The following is a 16325-nucleotide window of genomic DNA, read 5'->3' as shown; positions in this document are numbered from 1 at the left end:
GCCCCTCGCGCGAACTGGCGCGTGGACGATGATGATCCCGAAAGGCCGACATGATAGCCGAGCTGGGCAATGGGGTGACGCGCAGTTGCCCGTTAGAAATTAGTCCGGGCGCAAAAAATCCGCCCGCGTCAAGCTCTGGTTGACGCTGACGCTGACGTTGACGCCGTGCTCGCTGGCGCGGACCATTGCGCGACACCCTTTCCAGCGCCGCATGACCCGCCATGGCGTGCAAACGTCAAGCCAACGGCAACTTCAGCGTTGCCCTCCTTGCTTTTGCAGCAGATGGCCGGGAAGCGAGAGCGGGATTTCCCCCGCCATTCTGCCCCAGCCTGAAAATGGCGACCACGCCAACCAGTTGCTCCGCCTGTATCTTCAGGTTTTCCGCCGCCGCGCTGCTCTCTTCCACCAGTGCGGCATTTTGCTGGGTCGTCGCATCGAGCTCGACAATTGCCTGGCTCACCTGCGCCACGGACGAGCCTTGCTCGGCGCCCGCCGTGCTGATGTCGACCATGATGTTGGTGACATCCCTGATCGATGAAACGATCTTGCCCATCGTCGTGCCGGCTTCGTCGGCCAGGATGACACCCTGCTCCACGCGCGCGACGCTGGTCTCGATCAGGGTCTTGATCTGCTTTGCCGCTTCCGCACTGCGCTGCGCCAGACTGCGCACCTCGGAAGCGACCACTGCAAAGCCCCTGCCCTGTTCGCCTGCCCTGGCAGCTTCCACCGCAGCGTTGAGCGAGAGAATATTGGTCTGGAAAGCCAGGCCATCGATCACGCTGACGATCAGGGAGATTTCTTTTGAACTTTCATTGATGTTTTTCATGGTCGATACCACGTTGGCAACCACCGCACCGCCCGCCGTCGCCACCTCGCTGGCATTGATGGCCAGCCGGTTCGCTTCTGCCGCATTGACGACGTTCTGCTGCGCCGTGCTGCCCAGCTCTTCCATCGAGGCGGAGGTTTCTTCCAGTGCGCTGGCTTGCGATTCGGTGCGCTGCGACAGATCAATATTGCCTTGGGCAATCTCCTTCGACGCCAGCGCCACCAGTTCGGCATTCTCGCGCACCGTCCCCACCACCGTCGCCAGCGACTCCTGCATCGCCGCCAATGCGGCCAGCAGAGGCGAAAATTCATCGCTCTTATCATCTTTTTGGCGGGTGAACAAGTCGCCATCGCGCACCCGTTCAGCGACCTGTTGAGAAACCGCAATTCGTTCTCGCAGGAGACGCGAAATATACCAGGAAAAAATCATCAGGCCCGCAGCAATGCACAGGGTCAATATGCTCAGTTGGGTGCGCGTGGCGTCGGCAAGACTTTCGATCTGCGCTACTTCTGCGGCCAGATAGCTGCCTTGATTTGCCCGTTCCGTATCGAGCCAGGCCTGCATTTTATGCAATTCCGGTATCGTCTTTGCCGTCAAAAAGGCGATGCCTTGCTCCGTATCGCCAGCGGCAACGATGCGCATGTTTTCTTCCACCACCGGCCAGGCCAGCTTCTGCATGTCGAGCCAGATTTGAAAGGCGACCCTGGCCTGCTGCGTCGGCAGCGCGCTGTCGAACACGGCATCATTTTTTGCGATATTCTCCTTTTCTTTCCTAATTTGCTGTAACGCTGCATTGATTTTCTCGGCATCCCTGAAGATCAAGGCCTGCCTGATTTGCAGCAGCACCGTGGTGACGCTCAGTTCGGTGCTGGAGATGAGCTGCAATTGTCTGACTTTCACCAGACCGGCATCCTTTGCCAACTGACCCGCATCGCCAAGCCGGCTCCAGGACATCGCGGCCAGCAAGGCCAGCAGCAAGATCAGGATGCTCGAAAAGACGTAGAGCTTTTTAGCTATGCCAAAGTGTTTCAAAATTTCTCCAGTTCAAAATGAAATGCATTTGCGTCAATATTACCGATTTAAACATTTAAATGGTTTTTTTGTTTTATTCATTATTTCATTTTGAATTTAATAAATCAATGCGCACCATGTTCTCGCTTCACCCAGGTCAAGGAATGTGAAAATTGTTGGCTGGAGTGGCAACAGGCACAGCCGGAGGAGGGCCTTGCCACGGTATGGGCAGGCCCTGTCGCGCCCGGCAAACGGCCGCCTGCTGTTATCTGACAAGAAAATCCATGCCGTACGAGTCGCACGGCAATCACACGCTTCGGCTACAATTTATTCCTCCACTGTTTACTTCACCAGGACACACGATGATCGTCTTTATTACCGGCGCCACTGCCGGCTTCGGCGCCGCAATGGCACGCACCTTTGTTCGCCATGGCCACCAGGTGATCATCAGCGGACGCCGCGCCGACCGCCTGCAGGCGCTGGCCGCCGAACTGGGCGAGGCCGCCCTGCCGCTGTTGCTCGACGTAACCGACAAGGTCTCGATCAACACCGCACTCGACAGCATTCCCGCCGCCTGGCAAACCATCGACGTGCTGATCAACAATGCCGGCCTGGCGCTGAATGTGGCGCCGGCCCATGAAGCGTCGCTGGAAGACTGGGACACCATGATCGCCACCAATATCAGCGGCCTGGTCGCCATGACGCGCGCGCTGCTGCCGGCCATGGTGGCGCGCGGCAGCGGCACCATCATCAACCTCGGCTCCGTGGCCGGCGACACGCCCTACCCCGGCGGCAATGTCTATGGCGCCACCAAGGCCTTCGTCGAGCAGTTCACCCTGAACCTGCGCGCCGACCTGGTCGGCACGGGCGTGCGCGCCACCAATCTGGCGCCGGGCATGTGCGGCGGCACCGAGTTTTCCAATGTGCGCCTGAAAGGCAACGACGAAGCGGCGGCCAAGGTCTACGAGGGTACGCAGCCTCTGACGGCCGACGACATCGCCAATACCGCCTACTGGATCGCCACCCTGCCAGCGCATATCAATGTCAACCGCATCGAGATGATGCCGACCTGCCAGGGCTATGGTCCGCTGAACATCAAGCGCAAGCTGGCAACGTAATCGAACAATCGCGCGGCATGCCTTGCAAAATTGCTTGCCGCCGGTCATAATAGCCGCCCTTGGGTCGTTAGCTCAGCTGGTAGAGCAGCGGACTTTTAATCCGTTGGTCGCAGGTTCGAATCCCGCACGGCCTACCAAGAATTTGCTGCATGTAAAAGCCAACCGCTCGCGGTTGGCTTTTTGCATTTCGCCTGTGATGTTCTATCATGCCCGCATTCCAGTCGAACTCAAGCCCATGCCCTTCACTATCGCCACTCCCGTTCACAGCGAACTGATCATCAAGAAAAGCCGTTTTATCGGTTGCGTGCAGCCGATGACGGACCGCGCCAGCGCGCAGCAAATCGTCAACGGTCTGAAAGCCCAGCATCCGGGGGCTGTGCACGTGTGCTGGGCGCTGCTGGCGGGCGGACAGTCGGCAGCCGTCGATGATGGCGAGCCGAGCGGCACTGCCGGGCGGCCGATGCTCGACGTATTGCGCCACCAGGACCTGGAAGGCGTGCTGGCGACCGTGGTGCGCTATTGGGGTGGCGTGAAACTGGGCGCGGGCGGACTGGTGCGCGCCTATACCGACAGCGTGGCGCAGGCGCTGCTGCTGGCGGAAAAGACCGCCATCGTGCGCCAGCGCCAGCTTCGCTGCACGGTGCCGTATGCGATGGAAGGCATGCTGCGGCGCGAACTCGATGCGGCTGGCGCGACCTTGCTGGCAGTGGCGCACAGCGAGGTGGTGCTGTTCGATTTCAGCCTGGCCGAAGGGGCGGCCAGCGCCCTGCTGGCGCATCTGCATGAGGCCGGCAACGGGCGCATCGCCTGGCTCGACGAGCCGGACTAGCCTGTATCACCATGGCCAGCGAGGCCAGCGTGTCGGTGATGAGCATGGCTGGCGGCGTCATGCGTCCTTCGGGCGTTTCATTTGCAACAGGATGAAATGGATCCAGGCCAGTGCCGGCAACACCACCAGTATCAGCGCCAGGCCGGCTGGCATGGTGGGCAGGAAGTGCACGCCGGCGGCCAGCAAACCGGCGACCGCCATCCAGAAACGCCCGTCGAAGGCATACGCCTTGCGCGCCACGGTCGCCAGCGCGATACGCCAGAATTCCACCAGGGTCCACAGGCTGGCAGCGAGCAGCAATGCCGTGACGGTACTGGCTTCGGGTGCGTCCGAATAGCTGCGCACGAGATTGTAGAACAACCCCGGAAAGCCGCCGGTGACAGCCACTGTGGCGGGCCCGGCCGCGATAAGCGCTTCGACCAGCCAGCCTTTGGAACGATGATCCATGGCCTGCCTTACGCGACGATGCCAGAATGGGCAGCAATCACCTGCAGGGTGCCATCGCTGCCTTGCGCCCACACGCGCGTAAAGCGGAAGTCGCCATGGGTCTCGACATCGTGATAAGAACCCGTCAAGCGCATGCGCACCGAGACCACGGCCACCTTGCCCTGGAGGCGCACCTGCTGTTCGGACGCCTGGAGTTCGGTAATCGCCAGCAAGCGCTGCTCATGCGCGGCCAGGTCGACCGCCTTGCTGATCTGATGGCCCAGGTGATTGGTAAACAGCATGTCGTCGGCCAGCAAGAGCGTCAATTGTGCCACATCGGAGTCCATCATGGCCAGACGCAGCCGTTCTTCCGCATTCAGTACCTGTGCTTCGTTCAGTTGATTCATGTTTTCCTGGTTGAAAAGTACGCCCTTCATGCATCAGGCAAGTGGCTCATGTTGGCACGCAGCGTACCATTCTACTATCCGCAGGAAGGCTTATAACAGGCAAACATATTCATATAGCGTAATATTCGCAGCCAGTTCTACCGCTTCGCCCCCATGATACGGACCAGACACGTGCAATGTTCCTTGAAGAAAAGTTCTATAAAATGCCGTGTGCAGCACCCCAATAAAACCAAGATAAGGCCTTCCTATGGCAATCCCCATCATTCTCAACCTGATCGTCGCGCTGATCGTTTTCGCCTTCATGTTCCGCCAGCAAAGCCGCCACGCCACCTTTACCGTGCGCGTATTTACCGGCCTGGGCCTGGGCGTACTGCTCGGTGCGGCAGCGCAAGCCATCTATGGCGCCGACTCGGCCGCCATCGCCGGCACCAATGAGTACCTCGACATCGTCGGCAGCGGCTATGTGAAACTGCTGCAGATGATTATCATGCCCTTGATTATGGTGTCGATCATCTCGGCCATTCTGAAACTCAAGGACGCCAGCTCGCTGGGCAAGATCAGCTTGCTGACCATCGGCATCCTGCTGCTCACCACTACCGTGGCGGCCGCCATCGGCATCCTGATGGCGAAGCTGTTTGGCCTCACTGCCATCGGTTTGACCTCCAGCGCGGCTGAAGTGGCGCGCGGGGTGCAGTTGCAAGGCTCGCTGGAAACGGCCAAGGCCCTGTCCTTGCCGAAACTGCTGATCAGCTTTGTGCCGGCCAACCCTTTCCTCGACATGACGGGCGCGCGCAAGACCTCGACCATCGCGGTGGTGGTGTTCGCCATCTTTATCGGCATATCGGCCACCGGCATCGCCGCGAAAAAGCCCGAGATTTTCGCCTCCTTCGAGCAATTCATGAAAGTGGCGCACGCCATCGTCATGCGCATGGTCACCCTGGTGCTGCGCCTGACGCCATATGGCGTGTTCGCGCTGATGTTCGAGGTGGTGGCCAGCTCGAGCTACACGGACATACTAAAACTGATCAATTTTGTGGTGGCCTCGTACAGCGCCCTGATATTGATGTTCCTGGTGCACCTGGCGATTATCTCGGGCACGGGACTGAACCCGCTGCGCTTCGTGAAAAAAGTGTTTCCCGTGCTGGCGTTCGCGTTCACTTCGCGCACCAGCGCCGGTTCGATTCCGATGAGCGTGCAGACGCAGACCCGCCGCCTGGGCACGCCCGAAGGCATCGCCAACTTCGCCGCATCGTTCGGCTCGACCATCGGCCAGAACGGCTGCGCCGGCATCTATCCGGCCATGCTGGCCGTGATGATCGCGCCCACCGTCGGCGTCGATCCGTTTACCGTCAGCTTCCTGCTGCCCTTGCTGGCCATTATCACCCTCGGCTCGATCGGCGTGGCCGGCGTCGGCGGCGGCGCCACCTTTGCCGCACTGATCGTGCTGTCGGCGATGGACTTGCCAGTCGCCCTGGCTGGCCTGCTCATTTCCGTCGAACCGTTGATCGACATGGGCCGCACGGCGTTGAATGTCAGCGGCTCGATCACGGCTGGCACCGTCACCAGCCGCGTCATGGGACAGACCGACCTGGCCGTCTACAACAGCGATGCGGCAGAAGACCTGGACGAGGCCGAGCACGCCGTGTAAGCGCCAGCACCTGAGCGCCATCGTTTGCCGCTTTCGTCTATATTGATAATGAATTGATATGAACGAAAGAGGCAGGCGATGGAACAAAAATGGCCGCAACAGCTGTGGATCGTGCGTCATGGCCAGAGCGCCGGCAATGTCGCGCGCGATACCGCCGAAGCAGAAAAACAGCTTTTGATCAGCATCGCCGAGCGCGATATCGACGTCCCCCTGTCCGGCCTGGGCGAACAGCAGGCCGAGGCGCTGGGCGACTGGTTCCTCACTCTTCCCCTGGAACAACAACCGACCGTGGTGCTGTACTCGCCGTATGTGCGCGCGCGTGAAACGGCGCAAGCGGTCTTGTCCCGCCTCGACAAATCGTCGCTGGTGTCCGTGGTGGCCGACGAGCGCCTGCGCGAGAAGGAGTTCGGCATCCTCGACCGGCTCACCGTGCATGGCATCGCCAGCAAATATCCGGAACTGCACGAACAGCGCCAGCATGTGGGCAAGTTTTATTTTCGCCCGCCCGGTGGCGAAAGCTGGTGCGACGTGATCTTGCGCCTGCGCAGCGTGCTCGATACTGTCACCCGCGAATACCGGGGCGAGCGCGTGCTGATCGTCGGCCACCAGGTCATCGTCAACTGCTTGCGCTACCTGCTCGAACGCTGCGACGAGCAAGCCATCCTGGCCATCGACAAGGCGGCCGACGTGCCCAACTGCAGCGTCACCTCGTACGCCTTCAATCCCGCGCTGGGCAAGCACGGCAAGCTGCAACTGGACCTGTGCAATTTTGTCGCGCCACTGGAGGCATCGGGCACGCCCATCACGGCCCAGCCCGACATGCCCGCCGCGCCCAAGGCCTGACAAGGAGCATCCATGGACGCCATCGCCATCACCCCCACCCTGCTGCGCGGCTGGCCACTGCCCATGCCCACGCCCGACGGCGACAAGGAAGTGCGCGGCCACCTCTTGATCATCGGCGGCTCGCGCGAAATGCCGGGCGCCATCTTGCTGGCCGCAACAGCCGCCCTGCGCGCTGGCGCGGGCAAGCTGACCCTGGCCACGGCCGCCAGCGTGGCGCCGCAGGTGGCGATCGCCATGCCGGAAGCAAAAGTGATCGCCCTCGAAGAAACCGCGCACGGCGGCTTCCGACGCGAAGCCAAGGACCGGCTGGCGCCGCTGGCCGGCAAGGTCGGCGCCGTACTGGTCGGACCCGGCATGAGCGACGACGCTGCCAGTTGCGAACTGATGCGCAATCTCTTGCCCGTGTTTGCCGACAGCCATCTGATCATCGACGCCTGCGCCATGAACGTGGTGGCCAACCACGCCCAGTTCCGCTTCCCCCAGCCGGTACTGATCACGCCGCATGCGGGCGAAATGGCGCACCTGACGCGCCAGAGCAAGGAAGCGATACTGGCCGACCCGCAAGGCGCGGCATTGGCAGCGGCGCAGAACTGGAACGCCGTGGTGGCATTGAAAGGGGCGCTGACCATCATCGCCACGCCCGACGGCCAGTGCTGGTCGCACGAAGGCGGCAATGTGGGCCTGGCCATTTCCGGTTCCGGCGACACCCTGGCCGGCATCATCACCGGCCTGGTCGCGCGCGGCGCGCCGCTCGAACAAGCATGCGCCTGGGGCATCGCCCTGCATGCGCTGGCCGGCGAGCAGCTGGCCTTGCGTTTTGGCATACTCGGTTATCTGGCGCGCGAGATACCGGCCGAGGTACCCGCCTTGCTGCGCCATTTGGCTGCCTGAGACGACGTCAATACGCAACAGCATAAGCATATCCGGAAAGAATTGTTAGCGCTGGCGCACGCATCCCTTAAGCTTCGGACAAAGTTTCCACATGATCAAGCTTGAAGGACTGCCGTGCCACCCCGCCATTTTTCCGCCCACGCCCCACCACGGCCACGCCCTTGCGCAGCATCGTGATTGCCTGCACCATGCTGTCGGCGCCCATCTGGGGCGCAGCGATATCCTGGACCGCTACCCGCAGCGCGTGCGCCAGACCAACAACGCCACCGATGGCGCCGCCCTGCCCTACAATTTTTACTTTTTAACCCGCACTGAAAGACCCCATGATCATCAAAAGACTGTCACGACTCGTTGCCGGCGCCTGCCTGGGCGCCCTGCTGCTGTCCACCGCCCAGGCCGCCACACCGCTGGTACTGATGACCGATTTCGGCACGGCCGACGGCGCTGTCTCGGCCATGCATGGCGTGGCCTATGGCGTCGACCCGACCCTGACCATTTCCGACCTGACGCACCAGATCCCCGACTATGATATCTGGATGGGCGCCTACCGCCTGTACCAGACGGCCAACTACTGGCCCGAAGGCACGGTGTTCGTGTCCGTGATCGATCCCGGCGTGGGCACGACGCGCAAGTCGGTGGTGCTGAAAACCAAAAACGGCCGCTATTTCGTCGGCCCCGACAATGGCTTGTTTACCCTGATCGCCGAGCGCGACGGCGTGGCCGAGCTGCGCGAGATCGATGAACAGGTCAACCGCCTGGCCGGATCAAACGAGTCGTATACCTTCCATGGCCGCGACGTGTACGCCTATGTAGGCGCGCGCCTGGCATCGAATGCCATCACCTATGAACAGGTGGGGCCACAGCTGCCAGGCGAGTCGGTGGTCAAAATTGCCTATCAAAAACCTGTGCGTAACGGCAATACTATCCGCGGCATCGTGCCGGTGCTGGACGTCAAGTATGGCAATGTATGGACGAATATCCCGAAAGCGCTGCTCGATGAACTGCAAGTCAAACCGCATGACCCGCTGCAAGTGCGTATCCTGCACCAGGGCAAGCAGGTGGCGAAAGTGACGGCGCCGTTCGAACACACGTTTGGCGGCGTGGCCAAGGGCAAGCCCCTGGTCTACCTGAACAGCCTGCTGGACGTGGCGGTGGCCATCAGCCAGGGCGACTTTGCCGCCAAGCACCATATCGGGTCGGGTGTGGACTGGGAAGTGGAAGTGAGCAAGGTCAGCAGCAAATAACAGCCCGTCAATAGCCAATCAACCCTGCGGCCAGGACACTCGTTCCGGCCCGCTTTTCCATTTCACGCTGTTGTTTGCGCCAGCGCAAACACAATCGCGTGTCCCTCTGCGCCATGCCTGTAGTTTCCGAAAAGCCGTGAACCTGCGGCTAGCCGTTCACTCTAATTTTGGCAAGCGATGCCAGCCTTGTTTCAGCTCCGCAACGGCTTCCAGCCGGCTTCCAACAACGGGCTCTCAACCGAAAGGGAAAATCATGACGGCAACATTGACCACCACCAGCAAACTTGTCTTCGGCAGTGCGATGCTATGTGCGCTGCTGGTCGGCTGCAACAAGCGCGACAATACCGGCACGGCCAACTCGCCAGCCGCCACCAATCCGGCGCCAGCCATTCCACCAGCCGAGACGACCGCCACGCCTGCCACGCCGCCGGCTGACACCACCACGCCCTCCACGCCCGGTACGACCACCACGCCGGGGACGGGCGGGACCGGTGGCAGCGGTGGTTCGGGCACGGACGGCGCGGGCGGGTCGGGTACGGGAACCGGTACCACGCCACCACCGCCCAGCGGCAGCTAAAAAAAGAGCCTTCCGAAGAAGGCTCCTTGTCATGCCGGCAGCAAGTTGTATTTATTTATGCAAGTCGACCGTGGCCGTGGATGCGGTTGCACGCCGCCCCATCAGAAACAGCACGGCCAGTTTCAACATGCGGTAAATAAAGCGGATCAGCAGCAAGGTCAGCACGCATTCGATCAGGGTCAGCACCAGCGCGAACGCCACGTTCATACGCCCTGCGCGCCAGTGGAACTTGGCCATCGCGCCATCGCGGGAGATCTCGATACTGTCGTAGAAAGTCGGCACCACCAGCAAGGTCAGAATGGTCGAAGTGATGGTGCCGCCGATAATGGCGATGGCCAGCGGGCGATAAAACTCGCCGCCTTCACCGAGGCCCAGCGCGACCGGGAACATGCCGGCGATCAGGGCGAAGGTCGTCATCAGAATCGGACGCAGACGCATGCGGCCGGCGTGCATCAGTGCGTCTTCGCGGCCATAGCCTTCCTCTTCACGCTTGCGCGCCGCGTCCAGCAGCAAGATGGCGTTCTTGGCGACCAGGCCCATCAGCATGATGATGCCGATAAAGCTCATCAGGTTGAGGGTGTTACTCGTGATCACCAGCGCCACCACCACGCCGATCAAACTGAGCGGCAACGACATCATCACCGCGATCGGTGCCGTAAAGGAATTGAACTGCATCACCAGGATCAGATACATCAGGCCGATACCCATCACCAGCGCGATCAGCATTTCAGTAAAGAGTTCCTGCTGGTCCTGGCCGGCGCCGCCCAGCGCCAGGCCGTAGCCGGGCGGGAAGTCGATCGACCTGGCCAGGTTCATGGCGTCGGTCGTCACTTCGCCGTTCGAGCGCCCTTGCGCATTGGCCGACACGGTAATGGTGCGCTTGCCGTCCTTGTGTTCGATGCCGGACGGACCCTTGCCCATGGTGATGCTGGCGATCTGGTCCAGCGGCACCATCTGGCTGGTGCCGGTCACGCTGATCGGCAGGCGTTCGATATTCTCGGACGCGACACGGTCGTCAGGATGCAGGCGCACGGCCACATCGCGCGTCTCGCCGGTCGGATCGACCCAGTCGCCCACTTCCACGCCGGCAAACGCCACGCGCAGCGACTGCGCCGCATCGTTGACGGAAATGCCCATGGAATTGGCCAGGCCACGGTTCAGTTCGATCTTGAGCTCGTTCTTCGGATCCTGTTCAGACAAGCCCACATCGACGGCGCCCGCGACCAGGCGCAGTTTTTCCATATAGGCGTTGGTGATTTCCATCAGTTTGCGCGAGTCGGGTCCGGTGAACTCCACCTGGATCGGCTTTTGCGAACCATTGCTGAGGTCGTCCTGCACCACGTATTCGGCGCCCACCAGGCGCGACATTTTCTCGCGCAGTTCGACCGCCACTTCCTTGGCCGAGCGCTTGCGCGTATTGCGCTTGCCGATATCGACATAGATGCGTCCGCCGGCGGCCGTGACCGAGCTGTTGGTGTCCTTGGTTTCCGGCAATGTGCGCGCCAGCACGGCCGCCGCTTCCAGTTTCAGGCGCGAGTATTCGATGCTGCTCGACGACGGCGTGCGCACATTGATCATCAGATTGCCCGAGTCCGAAGCCGGCAGGAAGCTGGTGCCGCCGTGCGTGGCATGCAGGACGATGGCGCCCGCCAGGCTGAGCACGGCGATCAAGGCCATCGAGCGACGGTGATGCAAGGCCCATGCAATCACATTGCCATAGCGGTCGGCCTGGTGGTCGAACCAGTGATTGAAACGGTCGAGCACGGCACTGATGCCTGTTTTCGGCGCCGTATGGTGATCGGCCGGGTCGCCCCAGTAGGCCGACAGCATCGGGTCGAGCGTAAACGAAATACCGAGGCTGACCAGCACCGAGCAGGTCACGGTCAAGGCGAACGGACGGAACCACTCGCCCGAAATGCCGGGCATAAAGGCCACGGGAATAAACACGGCAATAATCGAGAAGGTGGTGGCGGCCACCGCCAGGCCGATCTCGGCCGTGCCTTCCAGCGCCGCCGTGCGGCGGTCCTTGCCCATCTGCATGTGGCGCACGATGTTTTCACGCACCACGATGGCGTCATCGATCAGCACGCCAATTGCCAGCGACAGGCCAAGGAGGGTCATGAAGTTCAGGGTAAAGCCGCACAGCCAGACGGCAATAAATGCCGCAATCACCGAGGTCGGCAGGCTCATCGCCGTGATCAGGGTCGAACGCCAGGAGTTCAAAAAGGCGTAGACGACGAAGATGGTCAGCACGGCGCCCAGCACCAGCGATTCGATGACATTGTTCAGGCTGCGCTGGGCGTTTTCGCCGCCGTCGCGCGTGACTTCCAATTTGGTGCCTTCGGGCAGGGTCTTGTTAATTTCCACCATCATGGCGCGGATCTTGTTGGCCACGCTGACGGTGGAAGCATCACGCACGCGCGTGATCGACATCCCCACATTCGGCTTGCCACTGCGCACGCTCATGCTGCTCACTTCCGCAAAACCATCCTCGATGGTCGCCACTTGCGCCAGGCGCACGATTTCGTCGCCACGGCGCTTGATCACCACCTGCTCGAAGTCGGACGGCGACTCGATGCGGCCGACCAGGCGGATGCTTTTTTCATCCAGGTTGCCTCGCACCTTGCCCACCGGCGCATTGGTGTTCTGGTTGCGCAAGGCGGTCACCACGTCGCTGACGGAGACATTGTATTCACGCAGTTTTTCGGCACGCAACAGCACCGACAGTTCGCGTTTCAAGGAACCGCCCACATTGACCAGCGCCACGCCATCGACGGCGCGGAAGCGGTCCGACAGCACGTCTTCGGCCAGGCGCGAGATTTCCGCGTGGCTTTGCGAGCTTGACGACAGCGCCAGCTGCATGATCGGTTCGGCGCTCGGATCGATGCGCTGCAGGATCGGTTCGCGCATTTCCAGCGGCAGCTTGTAGCGCACGGCGGCAATCGCGTTGCGGATATCGTCGGACGCTTCGATCAGATTGGTCTTGAAGGAAAACTTCAGGAAGATGCTGGCCGAGCCCTCGTTGGACGCGCTGTTAATTTCCGTCACGCCGGAAATGCTTTGCAGCGACTTTTCCAGGCGGTTGACCACTTCGCGCTCGACCGTGTCGGGCGAGGCGCCAGGGTAAGGAATGCTGACGACGATAAACGGCACTTCGACGTCGGGGTTCTGGTTGACGCGCAGTTTCGACAGCGCCAGCAGGCCGACGCACATCATCGCCAGGATCAATACGATGGTGGCGGTGGGCCGCTTGATACTGAAATCGGAAAGGAACATGGCTTAGTTTCCTTTGGCGACGGCAGGCGTGCCGGCGCTGCTGGCGACGGCGGCCGGCAGCTTCTTCGGCGCCGCCAGCTCCACCGGCTGGCCATCCTTGAAGGTCGAGCCGGGCGTGCGCAGCACCGTGTCGCCGCTGGCCAGGCCGCTTTGCACTTCCCATTGACCGGTGCGGATATCGCGCGCGCCGATGCGCAGCACCTTCTTGTGCAGCGCCTTGTCTTTGACGGTCCAGGTGTAGGTCTGGTCGCCGGCCTTGACCAGCGCGGAGTCGGGGATCATGACGGCGCTGACCGTGTCGGCTTCGATGCGCCCTTCCGCATACAGGCCGGCCACGCGCGGCTGGGTCTTGTCGTTGAAATCGACCAGCACCGCCACCTGGCGCGTGACGGCATTGGCGGCCGGATCGACGCGGCGCACCTTGCCCAGGAAATCCTGGCCAGGATAGCCATTGATGCGGAAACGCACGGCCTGGCCCACCTTGACGACGCCGATCTTGTCGGCCGATACCAGGCCTTCGAGACGCATGCTGGTCGGGTCGATCACGCGGATCAGTTCCTTGCCAATCTGCGCCGTGTCGCCATTGGACACCTTGCGCTCGCTGACGATGCCGTCGAACGGCGCACGCACGAGGGTGCGCTGCAGTTGCTGGCGTGCCTGGGCGGCGCGGCTTTTCGCGGCCGACAGATCGCTTTGCGCATTGTTGCGGCGAATTTCCGTGTCTTCCAGAGCCTGGGTCGAGGTCATGCCCGAGGCGCGCAGGGTTTTCATGCGCTGGAACATGCGTTCGGATTGCTCCAGCACCTGGCTGGCGGCGCGGCTGGCTTCTTCGGCCGAATTGAGGCTGTCGCGGATCGAGGTTTCGTCGAGCTTGACGAGGATATCGCCGCGCTTGACGGCTTCGCCGTTTTCTCTCAGCACCTGAATCACCACGGCCGACACTTCGGCGCGCAGGTCCGCATTGCGCTCGGGCTGCACCGAACCGGTGATGACCGGACCCGAGGCCAGTGCATTGCTTTCGATGGTCAGCACGTCTTCCGGAGAAATGATCAGCCTGGCTGGCGCGCCGGCCGCCGTCTTGCCATCCTTGCCGTCCTTGCCACCGCCCTTGCCTGGATCTTTGGATTCTTTTCCGCAAGCGGCCAGTGCGGAAGCGATGGCCAGGACAAACAGGGTTTTGCGCAACATGGGTAACTCTCCGGATAGAAGGCAGTGCATGTCAATCTGGCAACCGGGTAAGGCGCTGGCGACACGCACGATTATTTTTTTATTAAAACCGCAAGCCGCAGAGTATCCATGAGCGTCTCTGGCGATGTCAATCAGCCGATTCCTGTAATGCCGGAATCGGGGGCTGAAACGTAGTTTTTACGCCCTGAAACGCAAAACCCCGCCAGGCGGCGGGGTTGGGTATTGACAGATGAAATAAAACGGATCATCTGAAGACGGCGTTGACCAGGAAACCGATCGCCACGCCGGTGCACAGGCCGCCGGCGATTTCCACCAGGGTATGGCCCATGCGCTCGCGCAAATGGCTGTGCGCCGCGCTGCCCGCTTCCCTGGCCAGGCGGTTGATGGCGGCGGCCTGCTTGCCCACGTGCTGGCGCAGGCTGTTGGCGTCGATAATGACGATAAAGGCCAGCGTCACGGCCACGCCAAAGGCCGGATGGCCGATGCCTTCGCGCAGCGCGATCAGGGTCGCCATGCTGGACACGACGGCGCTATGGTTGCTGGGAAAGCCGCCATTGCCCACCAGGCCGAACGCCCATTGACGCGTGCGGGCGCTGTTGATCAGGAACTTGATCGGGCCGACCAGTATCCAGGTAATCAGGGGCGTGACGAGGTAAGCGATATCCACGGGTGTTCCTTCTATATATGTTGGTCAGATGCCGGCGAGGGCGCGCCGCAATTATCGCAGATAGGGCAAGCCAGAAGAACCGCCATTTACATGCGTATAAAACGCGGCGCGCGGCGGCAACTAATATAAAATCATGGCGTATACAACAATTGACGTAAAACAACACGTCTCGAATAACATGTAACGGGGTCCTCATGAAGCATTTCAGAATTTCCTTTTTAGTGACCTTCGTCCTGATGGCGGTCTCGGGCTGGTGGGGCTATACCCACGGCGGCACCAACGGCATGCTGCAGGCGTTGTGGATCACGGCCGTCCTGGGTGTGATGGAAGTGTCGCTGTCGTTCGACAATGCGGTGGTCAACGCCTCCGTGCTGCGCCACTGGAATGAATTCTGGCAAAAGCTGTTCCTGACGGTCGGCATCCTGGTGGCCGTGTTCGGCATGCGGCTGCTGTTCCCGCTGGTCATCGTGTCGGTGGCCACGGGTCTTGGCCTGATGGATGTGTGGACCATGGCCACCACCACCCCCGACATCTACGCCAAACACCTGACGGACAACCACGCGCAAGTGGCGGCCTTTGGCGGCGCCTTCCTGTTGCTGGTGTTCCTGAACTTCCTGTTTGACGACGAGAAGGAGTTGCACTGGCTGGGCTGGGCCGAGGAAAAGGTCAACGCGCTCGGCACCGAAAGCCTGGCCGTACTGATCACCATGGGCGCCGTGGCCGCCTGCGTGGCGATGGGTCCGGTCGATGAAAAATACAGCGTGCTGGCCGCCGGCATCGTCGGCATCGCCGTCTACCTGGGCGTGAACTGGATCAGCGGCTTGCTGGAAGAAGGCGAACCGGACCTGCAGGACGAGGAAGACGGCGCCGTGGCGCCGGTGAAAAATGGCAATGGCGAACTGGTCAAGAATGTCGCGCGCGGCAGCATCGGCGGCTTTCTGTACCTGGAGGTGCTGGACGCCTCGTTCAGCTTTGACGGCGTGATCGGCGCCTTTGCCATTACCAACGACGTCGTCATCATCATGCTGGGCCTGGCGATCGGCGCCATGTTCGTGCGGTCGATGACGGTGTTCCTGGTGCACAAGGGCACGCTGGACGAATTCGTCTACCTGGAACACGGCGCCCACTATGCGATCGGCATCCTGGCATTGATCATGCTGGGCTCGGTCAAGTACCATATCCCGGAATGGTTCACCGGCCTGTCCGGCGTGGCCTTTATCCTGGTGTCGCTGTGGTCGTCGCTGCGCTATCGCAAACGCCACCAGGCGAGCGCTTGATATAGACGTCTTCGTCACCATATGAGTCGCATGGAGCAAGTGAGTGCACTTGATCCATATGGGCATGAAAGCAATCCACCTCTCTCAAAGGAGCACC

Annotated in this window: 15 protein-coding genes and 1 tRNA gene; 9 read left to right on the top strand and 7 right to left on the bottom strand. The window is 61.3% G+C overall.

Annotated features, from left to right (window positions below):
- Positions 1-235: 235 nt before the first annotated feature.
- Positions 236-1858 carry a methyl-accepting chemotaxis protein gene (locus CD932_RS29710; RefSeq protein WP_303396104.1) on the bottom strand — a complete coding sequence of 541 codons (1623 nt, stop codon included), beginning with the start codon at positions 1856-1858 and terminating at the stop codon, positions 236-238.
- Positions 1859-2199: 341 nt separating this feature from the next.
- Between CD932_RS29710 and CD932_RS26710 the strand changes: the two genes are divergently transcribed.
- From CD932_RS26710 to CD932_RS26700, 3 genes are all read left to right on the top strand, one after another.
- Entirely contained in the window at positions 2200-2955 is a 756-nt protein-coding gene (locus CD932_RS26710) for an SDR family NAD(P)-dependent oxidoreductase (RefSeq protein WP_094445932.1), read from the top strand.
- A gap of 61 nt (positions 2956-3016) precedes the next feature.
- Positions 3017-3092 (top strand) — tRNA-Lys (locus tag CD932_RS26705).
- Positions 3093-3190: 98 nt separating this feature from the next.
- Positions 3191-3784, top strand: coding sequence for a YigZ family protein (locus CD932_RS26700; protein ID WP_176461151.1), 594 nt, complete (start codon positions 3191-3193; stop codon positions 3782-3784).
- 57 nt (positions 3785-3841) lie between these two features.
- Here CD932_RS26700 and CD932_RS26695 read toward each other — a convergent pair whose 3' ends face one another.
- Both CD932_RS26695 and CD932_RS26690 read right to left on the bottom strand, forming a co-directional pair.
- A complete protein-coding gene (locus tag CD932_RS26695; protein ID WP_094445930.1) occupies positions 3842-4231 on the bottom strand; it encodes a hypothetical protein in 390 nt (129 codons plus the stop codon).
- An 8-nt stretch (positions 4232-4239) separates the two neighbouring features.
- Positions 4240-4617 carry a nuclear transport factor 2 family protein gene (locus tag CD932_RS26690; protein WP_094446134.1) on the bottom strand — a complete coding sequence of 126 codons (378 nt, stop codon included), beginning with the start codon at positions 4615-4617 and terminating at the stop codon, positions 4240-4242.
- Positions 4618-4864: 247 nt separating this feature from the next.
- Here CD932_RS26690 and CD932_RS26685 point away from each other — a divergent pair, with 247 nt between their 5' ends.
- The 3 genes from CD932_RS26685 to CD932_RS26675 all read left to right on the top strand — a co-directional run bounded on the left by CD932_RS26685 (position 4865) and on the right by CD932_RS26675 (position 7999).
- Positions 4865-6265, top strand: a complete 1401-nt coding sequence (locus tag CD932_RS26685) for an L-cystine transporter (RefSeq protein ID WP_094445929.1) — start codon at positions 4865-4867, stop codon at positions 6263-6265.
- Between the two features lie 78 nt (positions 6266-6343).
- Entirely contained in the window at positions 6344-7108 is a 765-nt protein-coding gene (locus CD932_RS26680) for a histidine phosphatase family protein (RefSeq protein ID WP_094445928.1), read from the top strand.
- A gap of 12 nt (positions 7109-7120) precedes the next feature.
- Positions 7121-7999 carry an NAD(P)H-hydrate dehydratase gene (locus CD932_RS26675; RefSeq protein WP_094445927.1) on the top strand — a complete coding sequence of 293 codons (879 nt, stop codon included), beginning with the start codon at positions 7121-7123 and terminating at the stop codon, positions 7997-7999.
- A 67-nt stretch (positions 8000-8066) separates the two neighbouring features.
- On the opposite strand, the gene CD932_RS29085 is transcribed toward CD932_RS26675, so the two are convergent.
- Entirely contained in the window at positions 8067-8204 is a 138-nt protein-coding gene (locus CD932_RS29085) for a hypothetical protein (protein WP_176461150.1), read from the bottom strand.
- Positions 8205-8322: 118 nt separating this feature from the next.
- Between CD932_RS29085 and CD932_RS26670 the strand changes: the two genes are divergently transcribed.
- Together CD932_RS26670 and CD932_RS26665 are read left to right on the top strand one after the other, a co-directional pair.
- Positions 8323-9243, top strand: coding sequence for an S-adenosyl-l-methionine hydroxide adenosyltransferase family protein (locus CD932_RS26670; protein ID WP_094445926.1), 921 nt, complete (start codon positions 8323-8325; stop codon positions 9241-9243).
- Between the two features lie 253 nt (positions 9244-9496).
- Positions 9497-9820, top strand: coding sequence for a hypothetical protein (locus tag CD932_RS26665; protein ID WP_094445925.1), 324 nt, complete (start codon positions 9497-9499; stop codon positions 9818-9820).
- Between the two features lie 51 nt (positions 9821-9871).
- On the opposite strand, the gene CD932_RS26660 is transcribed toward CD932_RS26665, so the two are convergent.
- From CD932_RS26660 to CD932_RS26650, 3 genes are all read right to left on the bottom strand, one after another.
- On the bottom strand, positions 9872-13096 hold the full coding sequence (locus CD932_RS26660; protein ID WP_094445924.1) for an efflux RND transporter permease subunit: 3225 nt from the start codon (positions 13094-13096) through the stop codon (positions 9872-9874).
- A gap of 3 nt (positions 13097-13099) precedes the next feature.
- Positions 13100-14284, bottom strand: a complete 1185-nt coding sequence (locus CD932_RS26655; protein ID WP_094445923.1) for an efflux RND transporter periplasmic adaptor subunit — start codon at positions 14282-14284, stop codon at positions 13100-13102.
- A gap of 244 nt (positions 14285-14528) precedes the next feature.
- A complete protein-coding gene (locus tag CD932_RS26650) occupies positions 14529-14951 on the bottom strand; it encodes a divergent PAP2 family protein (protein WP_094445922.1) in 423 nt (140 codons plus the stop codon).
- Positions 14952-15145: 194 nt separating this feature from the next.
- Here CD932_RS26650 and CD932_RS26645 point away from each other — a divergent pair, with 194 nt between their 5' ends.
- A complete protein-coding gene (locus CD932_RS26645; protein ID WP_094445921.1) occupies positions 15146-16228 on the top strand; it encodes a DUF475 domain-containing protein in 1083 nt (360 codons plus the stop codon).
- The last annotated feature ends 97 nt before the right edge of the window (positions 16229-16325 follow it).

Origin of the sequence: Janthinobacterium sp. PC23-8 (assembly GCF_002250505.1) — a bacterium.
Classification (GTDB): Bacteria; Pseudomonadota; Gammaproteobacteria; order Burkholderiales; family Burkholderiaceae_D; genus Janthinobacterium.
Note: the sequence above shows the minus strand (reverse complement) of the source record. Positions and strands in the feature narration are given on the sequence as shown.